At 38.4% G+C, this 20783-nt stretch carries 17 protein-coding genes and 1 tRNA gene; 3 read left to right on the forward strand and 15 right to left on the reverse strand.

All coding sequences use genetic code 11. The features are described 5' to 3' along the window. Window positions 1-95: 95 nt before the first annotated feature. From fusA to CJF42_RS27555, 13 genes are all read right to left on the reverse strand, one after another. Window positions 96-2216 (reverse strand): elongation factor G, encoded by a 2121-nt coding sequence (gene fusA / locus CJF42_RS15340; protein WP_095367530.1) that lies wholly within the window; start codon window positions 2214-2216, stop codon window positions 96-98. Between the two features lie 81 nt (window positions 2217-2297). Next, the gene (gene rpsG / locus CJF42_RS15345) at window positions 2298-2768 is read right to left on the reverse strand and encodes a 30S ribosomal protein S7 (RefSeq protein WP_095367531.1); all 471 of its coding nucleotides are present in this window, start codon (window positions 2766-2768) and stop codon (window positions 2298-2300) included. 94 nt (window positions 2769-2862) lie between these two features. After that, entirely contained in the window at window positions 2863-3237 is a 375-nt protein-coding gene (rpsL, locus tag CJF42_RS15350; protein ID WP_095367532.1) for a 30S ribosomal protein S12, read from the reverse strand. Window positions 3238-3462: 225 nt separating this feature from the next. Beyond that, the gene (gene rpoC, locus CJF42_RS15355; RefSeq protein ID WP_095367533.1) at window positions 3463-7638 is read right to left on the reverse strand and encodes a DNA-directed RNA polymerase subunit beta'; all 4176 of its coding nucleotides are present in this window, start codon (window positions 7636-7638) and stop codon (window positions 3463-3465) included. Window positions 7639-7748: 110 nt separating this feature from the next. Next, complete coding sequence (gene rpoB, locus CJF42_RS15360) at window positions 7749-11774, reverse strand: DNA-directed RNA polymerase subunit beta (RefSeq protein WP_095367534.1); 4026 nt, start codon at window positions 11772-11774, stop codon at window positions 7749-7751. Window positions 11775-12021: 247 nt separating this feature from the next. Beyond that, entirely contained in the window at window positions 12022-12384 is a 363-nt protein-coding gene (rplL, locus tag CJF42_RS15365) for a 50S ribosomal protein L7/L12 (RefSeq protein WP_095367535.1), read from the reverse strand. A gap of 101 nt (window positions 12385-12485) precedes the next feature. Beyond that, window positions 12486-12980, reverse strand: coding sequence for a 50S ribosomal protein L10 (rplJ, locus tag CJF42_RS15370; protein ID WP_095367536.1), 495 nt, complete (start codon window positions 12978-12980; stop codon window positions 12486-12488). A 351-nt stretch (window positions 12981-13331) separates the two neighbouring features. Next, window positions 13332-14036 (reverse strand): 50S ribosomal protein L1, encoded by a 705-nt coding sequence (gene rplA, locus CJF42_RS15375; protein WP_095367537.1) that lies wholly within the window; start codon window positions 14034-14036, stop codon window positions 13332-13334. Between the two features lie 4 nt (window positions 14037-14040). Beyond that, window positions 14041-14469 (reverse strand): 50S ribosomal protein L11, encoded by a 429-nt coding sequence (gene rplK, locus CJF42_RS15380; RefSeq protein ID WP_042150064.1) that lies wholly within the window; start codon window positions 14467-14469, stop codon window positions 14041-14043. A 390-nt stretch (window positions 14470-14859) separates the two neighbouring features. Further along, window positions 14860-15417, reverse strand: coding sequence for a transcription termination/antitermination protein NusG (gene nusG / locus CJF42_RS15385; protein WP_095367538.1), 558 nt, complete (start codon window positions 15415-15417; stop codon window positions 14860-14862). Window positions 15418-15421: 4 nt separating this feature from the next. Next, window positions 15422-15799 (reverse strand): preprotein translocase subunit SecE, encoded by a 378-nt coding sequence (gene secE, locus CJF42_RS15390; protein ID WP_095367539.1) that lies wholly within the window; start codon window positions 15797-15799, stop codon window positions 15422-15424. Between the two features lie 120 nt (window positions 15800-15919). Further along, window positions 15920-15996, reverse strand: a tRNA-Trp gene (locus CJF42_RS15395). A gap of 161 nt (window positions 15997-16157) precedes the next feature. Further along, window positions 16158-16328: a hypothetical protein gene (locus CJF42_RS27555; protein ID WP_170940628.1), complete on the reverse strand. Its 171-nt coding sequence runs from the start codon at window positions 16326-16328 to the stop codon at window positions 16158-16160. Window positions 16329-16972: 644 nt separating this feature from the next. Between CJF42_RS27555 and CJF42_RS15400 the strand changes: the two genes are divergently transcribed. The 3 genes from CJF42_RS15400 (at window position 16973) to CJF42_RS15410 (ending at window position 19237) form a co-directional block, all read left to right on the forward strand. Beyond that, a complete protein-coding gene (locus CJF42_RS15400) occupies window positions 16973-17707 on the forward strand; it encodes an alpha/beta hydrolase fold domain-containing protein (protein ID WP_141235571.1) in 735 nt (244 codons plus the stop codon). Window positions 17708-17947: 240 nt separating this feature from the next. Continuing rightward, window positions 17948-18721 (forward strand): hypothetical protein, encoded by a 774-nt coding sequence (locus CJF42_RS15405; protein WP_095367541.1) that lies wholly within the window; start codon window positions 17948-17950, stop codon window positions 18719-18721. Window positions 18722-18820: 99 nt separating this feature from the next. Next, a complete protein-coding gene (locus CJF42_RS15410) occupies window positions 18821-19237 on the forward strand; it encodes a YybH family protein (protein ID WP_095367542.1) in 417 nt (138 codons plus the stop codon). A gap of 116 nt (window positions 19238-19353) precedes the next feature. On the opposite strand, the gene CJF42_RS15415 is transcribed toward CJF42_RS15410, so the two are convergent. Beyond that, a complete protein-coding gene (locus tag CJF42_RS15415) occupies window positions 19354-19974 on the reverse strand; it encodes a UPF0149 family protein (protein WP_095367543.1) in 621 nt (206 codons plus the stop codon). A gap of 28 nt (window positions 19975-20002) precedes the next feature. After that, window positions 20003-20782, reverse strand: coding sequence for a type II secretion system protein N (locus tag CJF42_RS15420; protein WP_170940629.1), 780 nt, complete (start codon window positions 20780-20782; stop codon window positions 20003-20005). Between the last annotated feature and the right edge of the window lies 1 nt (window position 20783).

Below are 20783 nucleotides of genomic sequence, written 5' to 3' on the forward strand. Positions count from 1 at the left end.
CGTTCAAACTTTTCTTTTGCCATCTTAAAAATTCCTATTAAGAATATAATAGTCCAATCCAGCCTTGCGAGCTATGAATCGGACCGAACTAAAAATTATCTAGCAGTACGAGCTGCCATGATTGTTTCTGTGACATTTTTTGATGCCTCAGCATACTTCAAAAACTCCATTGAGTATGAAGCTCGACCTTGTGTCGCAGATCGAAGGGCGGTTGCATAACCAAACATCTCAGCCAGTGGAACAAGTGCATTGACCTGCCTTAATCCACCTGGAGCATCAATCATACCTTCAATCAAGCCACGACGGCGGTTTAAGTCACCTACTACATCACCCATATTGGTTTCTGGAGTAACAACTTCAACTTTCATCATAGGTTCAAGTAATGCAGGATTTGCATCTAGTGCACCATTTTTGAAACCCATAGAACCTGCGATCTTGAACGCCATTTCATTGGAGTCAACATCGTGGAATGAGCCATCAAACAAGGTTGCTTTAACACCAAGTAGAGGGAAACCTGCAAGAACACCATTTTGCATTTGTTCTTGAATCCCCTTATCTACTGCCGGTATAAATTCACGAGGAACAGCACCACCTACAATTTCATTTACGAATACATAGTTTGGCGCATCATCATCGTTAACGTCTATTTCTAACGGTTCAAGTCTCAGCCATACATGACCATATTGACCTCTACCGCCTGATTGACGTATAAATTTACCTTCAACTTCTACAGTTTTACGAATCGATTCGCGGTATGAAACCTGAGGTTTACCCACGTTACATTCAACGCTAAATTCACGTTGCATGCGATCTACGATAATATCGAGGTGAAGTTCACCCATACCTGAAATAATTGTTTGACCTGTTTCATCATCCGTATGGACTTTGAAAGATGGGTCTTCAGCAGCTAGTTTACCTAGTGCGATCCCCATTTTATCTTGATCAGCAACTGTTCTAGGCTCAACTGCAATTGAAATAACTGGTTCAGGGAAGTCCATACGCTCAAGCGTAATAACTGAATCCAAATCACATAAAGTTTCACCTGTAGTGACTTCTTTAAGACCAATCGCAGCGGCGATATCACCGGCTCTTACTTCTTTGATTTCTTCACGGCTATTAGCATGCATCTGTACGATACGACCAAAGCGCTCCTTTTTACCCTTAATCGGGTTGTAAACGAAGTCACCTTGTTTTACTACGCCAGAATATACTCTAAAGAAAGTAAGTGTGCCAACAAATGGGTCGGTTGCAATTTTAAATGCAAGCGCTGAAAACGGTGCGTTGTCATCTGCCGGACGCTCAGCTGCAGAATCATCTTCAAGAACACCTTGAATTTGTTTCACTTCAGTTGGCGATGGTAAATAATCAACAACGGCATCTAATACTGCTTGAACACCTTTATTCTTAAAAGCAGAACCACATGCCATAGGAACGATTTCGTTCGCTAAAGTACGTTTACGGATCGCGCTTTTAATTTCAGCTTCTGTAAGTTCACCTTCTTCAAGGTATTTATCCATCAACTCTTCGGTAGCTTCAGCAGCCGCTTCAACCAATTGTTCACGATACATTTCTGCTTCTTCTAATAAATCAGCAGGTATCTCATCGTAACTAAAAGACATACCTTGATCTTCTTCAGACCAATTAATGACTTTCATTTTAACTAAATCAATTACGCCAGAGAATTCTTCTTCAGCGCCAATTGCAAGTTGAATTGGAACAGGATTAGCACCTAGGCGGCTCTTTATTTGGTCGACAACCATAAGGAAGTCAGCACCAACGCGATCCATCTTATTTACGAAGATCATTCTTGGAACGTCGTATTTGTTAGCTTGTCGCCAAACTGTTTCAGTTTGCGGCTGAACACCAGATGATGCACAAAGAACCACTACAGCACCGTCAAGTACACGCAGCGAACGCTCAACTTCAATTGTGAAGTCAACATGTCCTGGTGTATCAATGATATTGATACGATGGTCTTGGAACTGTGAGTCCATCCCTTTCCAAAAACATGTGGTGGCAGCAGAAGTGATCGTGATACCACGCTCTTGCTCTTGCTCCATCCAGTCCATCGTTGCAGCACCGTCGTGAACTTCACCAATCTTATGTGAAAGACCAGTGTAGAAAAGCACACGTTCAGTTGTGGTAGTTTTACCAGCATCTACGTGTGCAACGATACCGATATTACGGTAACGCTCGATTGGGGTTGTACGTGCCATACTATTCCTCTTAAAACTTTAAACCACTTAAACAAGAAAGATCTGACTAATAAGTCAGACCATTTCAATTTTAAGCAGTGACTACCAACGGTAGTGAGCGAATGCTTTATTCGCTTCAGCCATACGGTGAACGTCTTCACGTTTCTTAACCGCAGTGCCTTTATTATCAGCAGCGTCAACGATTTCTTGAGCTAAACGTAAGCCCATAGATTTTTCGCCACGCTTACGTGCAGCTTCTACTAACCAACGCATACCTAATGCGTTGCGACGAACTGGACGTACTTCTACAGGAACTTGATAAGTAGAACCACCAACACGGCGAGATTTAACTTCTACCGTTGGGCGAATTGCTTCAAGTGCTTGTTCAAAGATTTCTAGATGCGTTTTGCCTGATTTCTCAGCAGCCACGTCTAACGCACCGTATACGATTTTTTCAGCAGTTGATTTTTTACCATCTTGCATTACAACATTTACGAACTTAGCAAGAAGCTCTGATCCGAACTTAGGATCTGGAAGAATTTTACGTTGACCTACTACGCGTCTTCTAGGCATTTTGTATCTCCGGTTTATTCAGGTTGGACTTGTTAGTCTCATACCCAAAACAAAAAAATTAAATTATGTGTTTGGCCTTACTAACGGAGGACTATTAACCCTTAGGTCGTTTAGCACCGTATTTTGAACGTCCTTGACGACGATCACTTACACCAGCACAATCTAATGCGCCGCGTATTGTGTGAAAACGCACACCCGGTAGATCTTTAACACGACCACCACGGATAAGGATTACACTATGCTCTTGCAAGTTGTGACCTTCACCACCGATGTATGATGTTACTTCGAAACCGTTCGTTAAACGAACACGCGCTACTTTACGTAATGCAGAGTTTGGTTTCTTTGGAGTAGTAGTATATACACGAGTACAAACACCACGTTTTTGCGGACATGCTTTAAGCGCCGCAGAGTTGCTTTTTACAACTTTACTTCTACGTGGCTTACGTACAAGTTGGTTGATAGTTGCCATTAAATAGCTCCTAATGATTAATTGACTGCTGAAAGAATTTAAATTCTGCCTGATGTTTATTCTAAAATCCTAGAATTTTTATATTCTAAAAATTTAATCCTCAACATAAGGGTGGCGGAATTTTAATGAGCAAAGTTTAACCTGTCAACAATTAGCGTAAAAAAGGCGGTATAAACCGCCTTTTTTTTTGATTTAGTCTTAAATTTAACTAAAAGACTACAAAAACTAATCGCCTAAGGTCGCGTTAAGTGCATCAGTTAATGCTTGAGCAGCATCTTCTGCACTAACCGTCTGTTCTTCAACAGCTGGTTCGTTACGCTTTTTACGACGTGCCATGCGTTCTTGATGATAAGAGAAACCTGTACCCGCTGGGATCAAACGCCCCACGATTACGTTCTCTTTCAAGCCGCGAAGCTCATCACTCTTACCATTTACAGCTGCGTCAGTCAGAACACGTGTAGTTTCCTGGAACGATGCTGCAGATATGAAAGATTCTGTTGCCAATGATGCTTTAGTGATACCCATTAACTGGATTTCAAACTGAGCTGGGATCTTACCTTGCTCTTCAAGTTCACGATTCGAGATATTTACTCGAGATACTTCAACTTGTTCGCCTTTTAAGAACTCAGTGTCACCACCGTGAGTGATAATACACTTACGGATCATTTGACGAATAATAGTTTCAATGTGCTTATCATTGATTTTTACGCCTTGCAGACGGTATACGTCTTGCACTTCGTTAACAATGTAGTTAGCAACATCTGTCACGCCACGAAGACGTAAAATGTCATGTGGAGACTCAGGACCATCGGCGATAACTTCACCTTTAGATACAGACTCACCTTCAAACACGTTAAGCTGACGCCATTTAGGAATCATTTCTTCGTAGTGATCACCTTCTGGCGGCGTGATAACGAGACGTTTTTTGCCTTTAGTTTCTTTACCGAAACTAATAGTACCAGTTACTTCAGCTAAAATAGCAGGTTCTTTTGGTTTACGCGCTTCGAATAAATCAGCTACGCGCGGAAGACCACCCGTAATATCACGCGTTTTTGAACCTTCTTGTGGGATACGTGCCATCACATCGCCCGGATTAACTGTTTTACCATCACTTACTTCAATTGTTGTAAATGCAGGTAAACGGATTTCTTGTAAACCAGTTTCTTCACTTTCAACAATAAGTTTAGGTTCTTTAGCATTAAGCTTAGAAAGGTCTTTCACAACCATACGTGTTAAACCAGTTAACTCGTCTGTTTGTGTTTCAGTGTTTGACTCATCAATATCACTAAATGTAATTTTTGATATACGTTCAACAACAATAGGGTGACTATGAGGGTCCCAAGTTGCAACAACATCGTTCGCTTCAATAGCATCTGCATCTTTAATTGCTAATACTGCACCATAAGGTACTTTATAACGCTCTTTTTCACGACCGTGGTCATCAATAACACATATTTCAGTTGAACGAGATGTAATTACAAGCTTACCATCAGTATTTGTTACTGATTTAGCATTGTGTAATTTAATCGTACCTGTGCTCTTAACTTGTACAGAATTTTCAGCCGATGCTCTTGATGCCGCACCACCGATGTGGAATGTACGCATCGTAAGCTGTGTACCTGGCTCACCGATTGACTGAGCAGCGATAACACCTACAGATTCACCTTGGTTAATCAGGTGACCACGTGCTAAATCACGTCCGTAACACTTACCACATACACCGAAATCATTTTCACAAGTGATGATCGAACGTACACGTACTTCATCAACGGAGTTTTCTTCTAACATGTCACACAGTTTTTCGTCTAGCATCACATTACGTTCAACTAAAACAATATCTGTTGTACCAGGCTTAATAACATCTTCAGCAACAACACGACCTAATACACGTTCGCGTAAAGGCTCAACAACATCACCACCTTCAATTAGCGGTTTCATTGTTAGACCATCTAATGTGCCACAATCTTTATCATTGATAACCAAATCTTGTGCAACATCAACTAGACGACGTGTTAAGTAACCCGAGTTAGCTGTTTTAAGTGCCGTATCGGCCAAACCTTTACGTGCACCATGCGTTGATATGAAGTACTGTAGTACGTTCAAACCTTCACGGAAGTTTGCTGTGATTGGCGTTTCGATGATTGATCCATCTGGACGTGCCATTAGGCCACGCATACCAGATAACTGACGTATCTGAGCTGCACTACCACGAGCACCAGAATCGGCCATCATAAATACTGAGTTAAATGAATCCTGTTGAACAGTATCACCTTTAGCAGTCACTACGTCATCTTTTGATAAGTTATCCATCATGGCACGCGATAACTTTTCATTTACACGAGACCAGATATCGATAACTTTATTGTATTTTTCACCAGCAGTAACAAGACCTGATTGGAATTGTTGATTGATTTCGCTTACTTCTGCTTCAGCGGCACCAATGATTTCTGGTTTAGTCGGTGGAATTTCTAAATCGTCAATACCGATAGAAACACCTGACTTCATTGCGTAATGGAAACCTGTATACATGATTTGGTCAGCAAAGATAACAGTATCTTTAAGACCTAGTAAACGGTAACACTCATTAAGCAATTGTGAAATTTGCTTTTTACCCATGGCTTTGTTGATTAACTCAAACGGTAAACCTTTAGGCATAACAAGAGATAAAACAGCACGACCGACTGTAGTATCAATGATTTCAGTAACTTCAGTTTTGTTACCATCAGCATCGATCACAGTTTGTGTCATACGTACTTTTACAATTGCGTGTAAGTCAAATACGCCGGCACGGTAGCCTTTTTCAGCTTCTTTAGCACTTTTTAATACAGCGCCTTCACCACGAGCGTTGATACATTCACGAGTCATATAATAAAGACCTAATACAACATCCTGTGAAGGAACGATGATTGGCTCACCATTTGCTGGTGATAAAATATTATTAGTTGACATCATTAGTGCACGAGCTTCAAGCTGCGCTTCAATGGTTAACGGTACGTGTACCGCCATTTGGTCACCATCGAAATCGGCATTGTATGCCGCACAAACCAATGGGTGTAATTGAATCGCTTTACCTTCAATTAGCACCGGCTCAAACGCTTGGATACCTAATCTGTGAAGTGTTGGTGCACGATTTAACAGTACTGGATGTTCACGGATAACTTCATCTAAGATATCCCAAACTTCTGGTACTTCACGCTCAACCATCTTCTTTGCAGCTTTAATCGTCGTTGCCATGCCTTTAAGTTCTAACTTTCCGTAGATAAACGGCTTGAATAACTCAAGTGCCATTTTCTTAGGTAGGCCACATTGATGTAGTCTTAAAGTTGGACCTACAGTAATTACTGAACGGCCTGAATAATCCACACGCTTACCAAGTAGATTTTGACGGAAACGACCTTGCTTACCTTTGATCATATCGGCAAGAGATTTAAGAGGACGTTTGTTAGAACCCGTAATTGCACGACCACGACGACCATTATCTAATAATGCATCAACCGCTTCTTGTAACATACGTTTTTCGTTACGTACAATAATATCTGGCGCAGCCAGTTCAAGAAGACGTTTAAGACGGTTATTACGGTTAATAACACGACGGTAAAGGTCATTTAGATCAGAAGTCGCAAAACGACCACCATCTAGTGGTACTAATGGACGAAGATCAGGTGGCAGAATTGGTAGTACTGTCATGATCATCCACTCAGGGTTATTACCTGATTGGTGGAAAGATTCCATTAATTTAAGACGTTTTGTGATTTTCTTACGCTTAGTTTCAGAGTTAATTGTTGGTAACTCTTCACGCATTTCTGCGATTAACTGGCCTAAGTCTAATTCACGAAGTAAATCAAGTACTGCTTCAGCACCCATTTTAGCTTCAAATTCGTCGCCATGCTCTTCTAGTGAATCGAGATACTCTTCTTCACCTAAAAGTTGGCCACGCTCTAATGTTGTCATACCAGGCTCGGTAACAACAAAAGATTCAAAATAAAGTACACGTTCGATATCACGAAGTGTCATATCTAGCATTAAACCAATACGAGATGGTAATGATTTAAGGAACCAGATGTGTGCAACTGGGCTTGCTAATTCGATATGACCCATACGATCACGACGAACTTTAGTTAATGTAACTTCAACGCCACATTTTTCACAAATTACACCACGGTGCTTAAGACGTTTATATTTACCACATAAACATTCATAATCTTTTACTGGGCCAAATATACGGGCACAGAATAAGCCATCACGCTCAGGCTTAAAAGTACGGTAATTAATCGTCTCTGGTTTTTTTACTTCACCAAATGACCATGAACGAACCATATCGGGTGAAGCAAGACCAATGCGTATTGCATCAAATTCTTCGGTCTTATTTTGTTGCTTCAGAAACTTAAGTAGATCTTTCACTTTAGCTCTCCTGTCGGAAGTTAATAGTGTGGGTTGTTAATTATAATAACAACCCAGTTATGCTTGCCATGCGAGTTGCTAACTTCAATTAATAAAGTTAGCAGCTTCGCTTACTCTTCTTCCAACTCGATATTGATACCTAGTGAGCGGATCTCTTTCAACAATACGTTGAATGATTCCGGCATACCAGGTTCCATCTTGTGGTTTCCGTCTACGAGATTTTTATACATCTTAGTACGGCCGTTTACATCATCAGACTTAACAGTAAGCATTTCTTGTAGGGTATAAGCAGCACCATATGCTTCTAATGCCCATACTTCCATCTCACCGAAACGCTGACCACCGAACTGAGCTTTACCACCTAGTGGTTGCTGAGTTACAAGGCTGTAAGAACCGGTTGAACGAGCATGCATTTTGTCATCAACTAAGTGATTCAGTTTAAGCATGTACATGTAGCCTACAGTTACTTGACGCTCAAATGCATCACCTGTACGACCATCATATAAAGTAACCTGACCACTTCTTGGATAACCACCTAATTCAAGCATGTCTTTGATTTCGTTTTCAATCGCGCCATCAAATGCTGGAGTAGCGATCGGTAGACCGCCTTTAAGGTTAGCTGCAAGACGTCGTACTTCGTCATCAGTAAAGCTAGCAATATCAACGTTTTGTCGAGATTCACCTAAGTCGTATGCTTGCTTAATGTAATTACGAAGTTCATGAACTTCACGTTGTTCTTTAAGCATCTCTTCGATACGCTCACCGATACCACGTGCAGCTAGACCCATATGTACTTCTAAGATCTGACCGATGTTCATACGAGACGGTACACCAAGCGGATTCAGTACGATATCAACGGTACGACCATTTTCATCATATGGCATATCTTCAACTGGAACGATAGTTGAGATAACACCTTTGTTTCCGTGACGACCAGCCATCTTATCACCCGGTTGGATAGTACGTTTAACAGCTAGGTAGATTTTTACAATCTTAAGAACACCTGGTGCTAAATCATCGCCTTGAGTAATTTTACGACGTTTAATTTCAAAACGTTTATCATAATCAGCTTTAAGTTCATCGTATTGCTCAGCTAATTGCTCAAGCTCAGCCTGTGCAGTTTCATCAGCTAAACTTTGAGTAAGTAATTGCTCACCATTCAAAGTTGCAACTTTATCTGCATCGATATCATTATTAATTAATAATGTACGAGTGCGACTTAAAACACCTTCTTCAAGGATTTTAAACTCTTCATTGAAATCTTTTTTCGCTTCACGAAGTTGCATATCTTCAATTTCTAAAGCACGCTTATCTTTTTCAACACCATCACGGGTGAAGACTTGAACATCGATAATAGTACCTGAGATCGAGTTAGATACACGTAGAGAGCTATCTTTAACGTCAGATGCTTTCTCTCCGAAAATAGCTCGTAAAAGCTTTTCTTCAGGTGTTAATTGGGTTTCACCTTTAGGGGTTACTTTACCAACTAAGATATCACCACCTTTAACTTCAGCACCGATATAAACAATACCTGATTCATCAAGTTTGCTTAATGCTGATTCACCTACATTAGGGATATCGGCAGTAATCTCTTCAGGACCTAGCTTAGTATCACGTGCGATACACTGTAACTCTTGAATATGAATCGTCGTTAAGCGATCTTCATCTACAACTTTTTCTGAAAGAAGAATTGAATCTTCAAAATTGTAGCCATTCCAAGGCATGAAAGCGATACGTAGATTTTGACCAAGTGCTAAATCACCTAAATCCGTTGAAGGGCCATCAGCTAATACGTCACCTGTAGTAACCGGTTCACCAACCATGCAAGTTGGTTTTTGATTAATACAAGTATTTTGATTAGAACGTGTGTATTTAGTTAGGTTGTAAATGTCGATGCCTGCTTCACCAGGAATACGCTCATCTTCATTTACGTTAACTACGATACGACCTGAATCAGCGTAATCAACAACACCACCACGTTTTGCAACAACAGTAACGCCAGACTCTTTCGCAATAGTACGTTCAATACCAGTACCAACTAGCGGCTTATCCGCTTTTAACGTCGGCACTGCTTGACGTTGCATGTTTGAACCCATTAATGCACGGTTTGCATCATCGTGTTCAAGGAACGGGATAAGTGCTGCTGCAACTGAGATAACCTGCTGTGAAGATACATCCATGTACTGAATGTCATCTTTACCCATAAAGGTAGATTCACCTTTAAAACGACATGGGATCATGCCATCAACAAGCTCTTTATCAACTGTCATTTCTGCGCTCGCCTGTGCGATTACAAATTGACCTTCTTCAATTGCTGATAAGTAGTTTACTTCGTCAGTAACAACGCCATTGATAACTTTACGGTAAGGAGTTTCTAAGAAACCGTAATCATTAGTACGTGCATAACACGACAATGAGTTAATTAGACCGATATTCGGTCCCTCAGGAGTTTCGATGGGACATACACGACCGTAGTGAGTTACGTGAACATCACGTACTTCAAAACCAGCACGTTCACGAGTTAAACCACCCGGCCCTAATGCTGAAATACGACGCTTATGTGTTACTTCTGAAAGCGGATTATTTTGATCCATAAACTGAGATAGTTGTGATGAACCAAAGAATTCTTTAACCGCAGCAGAGATAGGCTTCGCATTGATTAAATCTTGCGGCATAATTGCATCAAGATCACCTAATGTTAAACGCTCTCTTACAGCACGTTCTACACGTACTAAACCAACTCGGAATTGGTTTTCAGCCATTTCACCAACAGAACGAATACGACGATTACCTAAGTGATCGATATCATCTGATTCGCCTTTACCGTTACGAATGTCGATCAATGTCTTCATTACGTCAACGATATCTTCTTTAGCTAATATACCAGGTCCAATATCTGAGTCACGTAGAACACGGCTATTGAATTTCATACGACCTACTTTAGATAGATCATAACGGTCTTCATTAAAGAATAAATTTTCAAATAACGCTTCAGCAGCATCACGAGTTGGTGGCTCGCCAGGACGCATCATGCGATAGATTTCAACTAACGCTTCAAGTTTATTAGTTGTAGAGTCGACACGTACTGTATCAGACATGTACGCACCACTATCAACTTCATTGATGTAAAGCGTATCAATTTTGGTGAAGCCAGCTTTAACTAACTCAGCCATAATTTCTAGAGTAAGCTCGTCGTTTGCTTCAGCAATCACTTCTCCAGTGTCTTCATCTACATAGTTTTTAGCAATAACACGGTCAATCAAGTACTCATGTGGTACTTCAAGTTGTGTCACTGCTTTTTTCTCTAATGTTCTGATATGACGAGCAGTAACACGACGACCCGACTCAGCAATTACTTCACCCTCTTGATCTTTAATATCAAAAGTAGCAATTTCACCACGTAAGCGTGAAGGAACGAGTTCCATCATCACTTTACCGTTGGCAACTTCGAAAGTTGTTGTTTCGAAGAACATCGCTAGAATTTCTTCTGTAGAGTATTCTAATGCACGTAAAATGATTGATGCCGGTAATTTACGACGACGGTCAATTCTAACGTGAAGGTTATCTTTGATATCAAATTCAAAGTCTAACCATGAACCACGGTATGGAATGACACGTGCATTATATAAAACTTTACCAGAAGAGTGTGATTTACCACGATCGTTATCAAAGAACACACCTGGACTACGATGCAGCTGAGAAACAATAACACGCTCTGTACCATTGATTACAAAGGTACCCGTATCTGTCATGAGTGGAATTTCACCCATGTATACTTCTTGTTCTTTTATGTCTTTAACTGTGCCTGGATTTTCTTTATCCATTACAACTAAACGTAATTTTACGCGTAGTGGAGCAGAAAAAGTAACACCACGGATTTGACATTCTTTAACGTCAAATACTGGCTCACCAATACGGTAACTTACGTATTGAAGCTCAGCACTACCCGAGTTGTTTTTGATAGGGAATACTGAACGGAAGGCTGCTTCCAATCCATATTCGCCTTCGGTGTTTGGCTTTAAGAATTTTGCGAACGAATCCAACTGCATAGCTAGCAGTTTAGGTATTTGCATAACCTGTGGTCGTTTACCAAAATCCTTACGGATACGTTTCTTTTCAGAATAAGAGTAATCCATGAGGTTCCTCAGCTTGCTGAATCTTGATATACCATCCATAAATGGACAGACTAACTGGCTATTAATGCCATCTTTTTACTACATATTGTGTGTTTGCATACTATGTTCTATTGCTGTAATAAACAGCATAAATCACAGAGAGCAAAATGCGCTGCAGTGTAAAACACTACAGCGCAAAAAGGCTGATGATTAAAAAACCATCAGCCCATGCCTAATAAATTAGGCAGATAACCTAGCAAACGCCAGATTATTTAACTTCAATTGTTGCACCGATTGCTTCAAGATCTGTTTTAAGCGCTTCAGCTTCTTCTTTAGAAATAGCTTCTTTAACTGCAACTGGAGCTGATTCAACAAGACCTTTTGCTTCTTTAAGGCCAAGACCTGTAGCAGCACGAACAGCTTTGATAGCAGCAACTTTGTTACCACCAAATGAAGTCATTACAACATCAAATTCAGTTTTCTCTTCAGCAGCTTCAGCAGCTGGACCAGCAACCATTGCAGCAGCAGCAGTTACACCGAATTTTTCTTCCATTGCTTCAACAAGAGCAACAACATCCATTACAGACATTTCTGCAATAGCATCAAGGATTTGGTCTTTAGATACAGACATTTCAAATTTCCTAATTATATGAACAATTATTTAGAATAAATAATGTTCTAAAAAATATTTACACCAATAAAAACAATCTAAACTTATAGAATTCTATAAAGTTATGCAGACTGCTCTTCTTTTTGTACACGTACTGCTTCAATTGTTTTACACAATTTACCGGCAGACGCTTCTTTCATAGCGCTCATTAAGCGTGCAACTGCTTCATCATATGTAGGCAATGTAGCCAACATAGCAACGTCTACAACGTTACCTTCAAAAGCGGCCAATTTAAGCTCAAAGTTATCATTTTTCTTCGCGAAATCTGAAAAGATACGCGCTGCAGCACCAGGGTGCTCGCTAGAAAAAGCAACTAAGCTTGGACCAACTAAAGAATCGTTAAGACACTCAAATTCAGTTCCTTCGATAGCACGTTTTGCTAGAGTATTACGAACAACTTTCATCCATACACCAGCTTCACGTGCTTCTTTACGAAGGGCTGTAATAGCGCCAACAGGTACACCACGAGAATCTGCAATTACTGCAGATAGAGCACCACTAGCGGCTTCGCTGACTTCAGCAACAATCGCTTTTTTGCCTTCAAAGTTTAAGGCCATGGGTGTGACTCCTGGTTCTTGGAAAACTTAAATTAAATTTTCCGATTTACTCATCCTTAACAACAAAATGATGCTAAGGTGCTTTTTACGGCGAGAGCCAGAAGATTAGGAAAAATCTATCTGGGGTTCTACACCATCTACGTAGGAAATTAAGTTTTTATTACGAATAATAAATAACACCTACGGTCTTGGACGGAAATTTCAATTATTACTAATCAAAACTTCAACCCGAATTTGTTATTTATTGAAAAATTTAGTTTTATTTTAAATAAAACATTTTTTCAATAAATGTGGCGCAAAATTATATCTTGATTTATGCGCCAAGTATACTGTAATAGTTAATTTAGAAAATTAAGCTACTACAGTATTCAGTGTACCTTGATCAACAATTACACCAGCACCCATAGTCGTAGAGATAGTTACTTTCTTCAAGTAAACACCTTTAGCTTGAGCAGGCTTAGCCTTCTTAAGTGCAATGATTAGTGCTTCTAAGTTACCTTGAAGCTGTGCAGCTTCAAAAGAAACCTTACCGATAGTAGTATGGATGATACCATTCTTGTCATTACGGTAACGAACCTGACCCGCTTTTGCATTTTTAACTGCTTCAGCAACATTTGGTGTAACAGTACCCGTTTTAGGGTTAGGCATAAGGCCGCGCGGACCTAAGATTTGACCAAGTTGGCCAACAACGCGCATTGCATCTGGAGAAGCAACAACAACGTCAAAGTTCATTTCGCCTTTTTTCACTTGCTCAGCAAGATCTTCCATACCTACAAGCTCAGCGCCTGCTGCTTTAGCAGCTTCAGCGTTTGCGCCTTGAGTAAATACAGCAACACGAACATCACGACCAGTGCCGTGTGGTAACACAGAAGCGCCACGAACGTTTTGATCAGATTTACGTGCATCGATACCAAGGTTAACAGCAACGTCAACACTTTCTACGAATTTAGCAGTTGCTAATTCTTTTAAAAGTGTAACAGCTTCATTGATATCATATTCTTTAGTAACTTCCACTTTTTCGCGGATATTACGCATACGTTTAGTAAGTTTAGCCATCTGATTAACCCTCTACGTTCAAGCCCATTGCACGTGCAGAACCTGCAATTGTGCGTACACCAGCGTCCATATCAGCAGCTGTTAAATCAGCTTGCTTGATAGTAACGATTTCTTCTAGTTGTGCACGTGTTACTGTGCCACACTTTTCAGTGTTAGGACGACCTGAACCAGATTTTATTCCAGCTGCTTTCTTAAGTAAGTAAGCGGCAGGTGGAGTTTTCATATCGAACGTGAAAGAACGATCTGAATATACAGAGATGATAACTGGGACTGGAGCGCCTTTTTCTAAAGACTCTGTGCGAGCATTAAAGCCTTTACAGAATTCCATGATGTTAACACCGTGCTGACCTAGTGCAGGACCAACTGGTGGACTAGGGTTAGCCATACCAGCAGCAACTTGTAGCTTGATTACAGCTTCAACTTTCTTAGCCATTATAAATACCTCGATTGTGGGTCTTAGCCTTGTGCGCGTGAGGACGCGTACTCAAACGGCTTCCCGTGTTTTACAAAATTTTTCAATTCGTGCTTTTGTTACTGATTCAGTCAATAAATAACTAGCCCAATAACAAAAGGCCGCTGATTATAGTTTAATCAGCGGCCTTGATCAATATTTAATTAATATGATTTTTCTACTAGATTATTTCAAAATGAAATTCAAATTTATAATATCGAATAATAAAATTTTAAGAAACTGATATTATTTACATCAGTATAAAAATAAACCTAGGTTCTTAAATATAGAGACTGAAGTGATGTTGTACTTTAAGATCAAAAAAGCACAGCTAAATACTGTGCCTTTTAAAATAATAAAAAGAAAGTTTTATTATTTATCAGTTTCTACTTGGCTAAATTCAAGCTCTACAGGGGTTGAACGACCAAATATAAGTACAGAAACTTTTACGCGACATTTATCATAATCTACTTCTTCAACAACACCGTTGAAGTCAGCAAAAGGACCATCAATAACACGTACAACTTCACCAGGTTCAAACATAGTCGCTTGCTTAGGTGAATCTGCATTTTCTTCTAAACGGTTAAGAATCTTATCGGCTTCTCTTTGGCTAATTGGTGCTGGACGTTCTTTTGTACCACCAATAAAGCCCATAACACGTTCAGTGCCTTTAACTAAATGCCAGCTAGCATCTGTCATGGCCATCTTAACTAAGACGTATCCAGGGAAAAACTTACGTTCAGAGCGACGTTTTTGACCTGCGCGCATCTCAACAATTTCTTCCGTAGGTACTAGCACTTCTTCAAAAAGATCTTCTAAACCTTCTTGTTTAATATGTTCTTCAATTGTCAATTTTACACGCTTTTCATAGCCTGAAAATGCCTGAACTACATACCAACGAAATTTTAATTCTTTATTCTCATCCGTCATAGGATCAGATCTCCAAGCCAGTTAAAAAGCCAACAACTCTAAATAAAATACCATCAAGACCCCAAAGGATTAATGCCATTACAACTGTTGCTATCATTACGATGATTGTTGTATGAATTGTTTCTTGGCGTGTAGGCCACACCACTTTGCGTACTTCTAATTTAGCTTCTTTTGAAAAAACAATAAAATCTTGTCCTTTCTGAGTTTGCGATGCAATCCCCATTGCAGCAGCGACAGCTGAAACTACACCAATCGCACGTATTAATACAGATAGATCTTCAAACATGTAGTTTCCAACCACAGCACCGCCAAGCAGAGCAAAGGTTAAAATCCACTTAATCGGATCCATCGAACTAGACGGGGTTTCCACTTTAGTGCTCATAATTATTTACCTTAATAACAGACACAACAACCCTGCACGCTGGCAGGGTAATTCCTTAAAATCTAAACTTAATAACGTGCTATTACAAACCGGCTATTAAGTTCAGACTGGTTTAATAAATGGCAGGGGCGGAGAGACTCGAACTCCCAACCATCGGTTTTGGAGACCGCTGTTCTACCAATTGGAACTACGCCCCTGCAAAGTGGATTGACATTATACTGAGGAAGCAAGTGAAAACAAGAGTAAAAGATGATCAAGTTGCTTTTTATATGTGATTATTTAAAAAAACACGCTCCCTACTCTAAAGTAGCATAGATAAAACACGTACTAGTCTACAAGATATAGTATATTAACCACACTAATCAGGATTCGACCTTAAATGAAAAAAAATCATCTGATTTTGATAATATTTACTTGTATACCCAAGCCACTTCAAGATGTGAGGTTCAGGACTGCTGAGCAATGCATGATCTAGGCGCATCTTTGCATTAATGGTTACTCCCTTAAAAAAAGATGGAACAACGAGCATGATTTGCTCAGAAGTCCCTGTAAGGTTGGTTTATAAATACTTTATGCAGCGTAATTGATTTTGAAAAGGGAATAACCATGTTCTTCAATCAATGCCTTTGCCTAAAGCATTTCTAATTCCAACTGAATCCTGCATCTTGAAGTGGTTTGGGTATATATTCATATTTACCTCTGAGCCATAGTAAAAACTTAGTGATTTTATTACATGGTTGCGCACAGAAAAATAAATCCTTTGCTAAGCAAAGTGGCTTTGAAAGTGTTGCTGAAAAAAATAATTTTTACTATTAATTCCACAACAAAGTAAAAAAAATAATATCAAGTCATATTTTAACTGGTTCTCAGAAAAAGATATAGAAAAAAATTCTGGTGAGTCTGCCAGCCTTTTATATTTGTTTATTTACTTTTTATCCTCAAGCAGAGATTTCTAACAGTAAATGGGTCATCGGATTTGGTATTATTTTCAGTAAGAAAATCAGTTTACGAATACCTGTACTTCGCTAGTCTGGCTTAGCTATTATCTTTTTTATCACAGGGTTAACATATGGAAGTGACGATGCCATTCAACTATTTTCAAGTATCACTTTAGGCTTCTTTATCTTTTTACCTATGACCGCATTAATCACTTTACCTCAAGAATTACTTAATATGACAACTCAACGTATTACAGTTGTTTTTAGTTTGTTTTGGTCAATTAGTTACTTATTAGCTACCGTCGTTTTATGGATCTTTGGTAGGCTTGTTGATATAAATGATGGTAATTATGACCCTTCATTTATGTTTATTACAATTGTCAGTAGTAATATCTTCATCGGCAGTTTTTTCTTACCTGAAACAGGAAAAGAATGCCAACAACTTGTATTAGAAAAATATACTCAAGCACTCTCAGGTTTAAATTCCAGTTCACAACTTTATATTGCAGGTGACAGTGCTGGCGGAGCTATCTGCGCCACTTTATCAATGAATAATATTAATAATAAAAAAGTTAAAATAGATAAACAGATATTAATTTATCCTAGTTTAGATTACACCATGAGCTTACCTTCGATTTCAGAAAATGGGCAAGGGTATTTATTAGAAAGTCAAAAAATCGCATGGTATTTTGATCATTATTTTCAGAATAATGAAGATAGAGTATTACTATCGCCCTTATTCGGTCCGATTAGTTCAAACTTGCCTGATACGCTTATATTTACTGCCGGTTACGATCCCCTTAAGGATGAGGGTTTTGCCTATGTTAAAACACTAAAGAAAAATAATACTTCGGTTCAACACAAACATTTTAAAGATATGGAGCATGCATTTATGAATATTGAAGATTTAGTTCAATCTGAGTGTGCACTGCTATTCCAGGAAATTGGGCTATATACCCAAGCCACTTGATAATGCTTGTTTCAGAATTTATCAGGTGAGTTAGCACAAGGCACATCATTTTAGGAATGCTTATTGCCTTTCAAACTCCCGCTGAAATCATGCATTTCCAAGTAGCTTGGGTATATCTACGTACTGAACAAACATAAACACAAAGTACACACAATTTCATTTCTACATATTTTTACTTTATAGTTAATGACTTGAAAAATAAACATACCTAAAATGACGCTAAATAAAAAAGGATTCTCTATGCGTCTATTAAATTTAGTTTCAATATCGCTATTAACAAGCTTTTGCTGTACAGCTCAGGATACAACTCATCATCAATTTGATATTGGATTTTCTGATATAAGAGATTTCGATGACCGATTTTTTGGTATGCGTTATCGATATTACTTTGATAATCTTATCAATAAAGAAGGCCCGCACAAACTAATCCCCTATTTAAATCAAATCGATTCTATTACAGTATCAGGGTTTAGCATTGACGATGTTGATCATTTAGCCATCCACGCAGAAAAATTTACCGAAGACAATTTAATCCTAAGTGGTTATATAAAATACATTCAAGATGATGTTTATCATGGAAAAGATAAGTATTATGAAACATCAATTACTTTAGGACAAAAATTATCTGAAAATCTACAGGTTGGAATCAGTGGTTTTTACAATTACGAAAAAAATAATCAAGTCAATACACCTTCAGATAGCGAATTTACTGTAGGCCCTTATATTAGATGGACTAGCATAGAGAATAGCCAAGGGTGGGACTTAGAGCTAAAGCAATACTCAGGAAAAAAAGAATATATTCAAACTCAAGCTGCCTATTATATCAATAAACAATGGAGTTTATCTCTTTCTTCAAGTGTTGAAATGGATGATTTTGATAACAACAATATAGAAATAAAAACTGAATATTGGTTTGGCGATATTGCTTCTCTTCGCTTTGGTTTAGGTACTAAATTTGGTGATGGTAGCGGAGATATTAAATCAGCAACTTTATTAACTAGCATACGCTTTTAAAGTGAAAATTTTCATCAAAAAATAACTGTTTACTTTCGTTTATGTAAACAGTTAATCTGGCCATATATTTTATTCACATCATTAAATGAAACAGCGACTATGATAAAATTTATTTTATTCAGCTTTATATTTATATGCCAATTTGCACATGCTAGTACAAGTAAATATGACATTTTAAAAGTAATGGCAATGCAGCAAGACGCATGGAACCAAGGAAACTTAAAGCAATATATGCAAGGTTATTGGCAATCTGAAGAATTAAAGTTTGTTGGTAAAAATGGTATTAAATATGGTTGGAAAAACACTTTGAAAAACTATATTACAACATATCCGGATAAAGCAACTATGGGGCAGTTAACATTTGATGTACTTGAAGTTAATGTCAATGGTGACACCGCTTTTGTTTTAGGAAAGTGGTCTTTAAAGCGAAAAACTGATAATCCAAAAGGGTATTATTCACTTTATTGGAAAAAAATCAATGATGAATGGCGCATTGTGATCGATCATAGTAGTTAAAAAATAAGAGTAAGCCCCTCTGTAAAAGGGACTTTAGCCATATTGCTTTACAACATTTAGTACTCTAAAAACAAGCCAGAAAAGCTCCGCTTATTTACCTGAAATTAGCTTAGGAATTAATCCCAGCCTTCATCATTAAACAAACCACTGCTCACAGCCATTGCTTCAACTATCTCAGCAAAACCTGTCGCAAAGTCAGGCATCATTTCAAACATTTGTTGACTCATAGCTTCCAAATGAATATTTTGCTCTTGCGCTTGCTGCTGAGCATTCGATTCATTAGAAAAATAGCTTAAACAACTAATCGCCATAGCAAAGGCAGATCTCAGTTCTATATCAATATTTTCACAATCAAGTAAATCACCAGCATACCCGATACCACGAGCAAAACCTTTACTCCAACTATGCAGTGCACTGCCATGTATAAAATTAGCTGCTACATCATCAACAACAATTAATGATTTTGGAAGTTTATACCCAGTCTCGAATATATCAGTACTTAAATGATTATAAAGGGTCATTAAAGCAAATAACTTATCATCACTAAGAGATGATAAATCTCCAGCTAATATTTCATTTAACCAAACTTCATCTTCAACAGGTGCAGGTGCACAAATAAGTGCAAATAAAAATCCTTCAACGCAAGGTAAGTTCATTGTTTTTTTTGAAGTTTCATCACCAGTTAACCAATCAGCTAATAAATTTAATTCTGTTGATGTTAAGTTAAGTTCTTTCAAGTATCACCCCTATATTCTTCGTCTTTCATTACAGGCTAACTTTATAACGACCTTGAACATCAGGTCGGCCTAAAAATTTAACAGCATCATGCACATCTTTTGGCATATTTACACTAGGCTTAATAAAACCATCGACTGTTAATTTGTTTTTTGCTGCTAATACAATATCAAGTTGCAAACCTAAGTCATTATCTTTACTGACTGCAAATGTAACATTACCTGACTTACATTTACCTTTTGCGGCGATTTCATCAATTGGAAACCAACCTGATAACCCTTGAATTTGTAACTGTTGTATTGATATATCCGCATTTAGCATTTTACAATAAGGCATTCCTAATTGATATTCTTTCACTTTAACAGTGACACGCCCTTTAGCATTAATTGGTAAAGGAAGGTTTACTTGTGCCATTAATAAAGACACTGGCGCTTTGATATTCGCATTACTGATAGCTAACTCTTTTGATAGTAAACTAAACTTGATGGTACCTTTACCTGAATATTCGCCTTCTTGACGAATATTACCAAATTTAATATCTGCAACTAAGTCAGCAGTTAACAATGAGCTTGCACTGAGTGTCCAGCTTAATTTCTTTAAAATAAGCTCTTGATTTCTATCTTTAAAGCGTAATTGAGCAATTGAACCTTGCCAAAGTGAACCTGATACCGAGCCCAAGTTAAGCTGTTTAGGGAAATAAGGTTTTGCAAAAGAAACAGCTATATTTGCAGGCATTAAATTTAAAACAAAAAAGATAAAAGTAAGTAAAAATACCAAAGTTAATCCAATTGTTTTTTTTATATTTTTCATT

This window comes from Pseudoalteromonas sp. NBT06-2 (assembly GCF_002276045.1).
Taxonomy (GTDB): Bacteria; Pseudomonadota; Gammaproteobacteria; order Enterobacterales; family Alteromonadaceae; genus Pseudoalteromonas.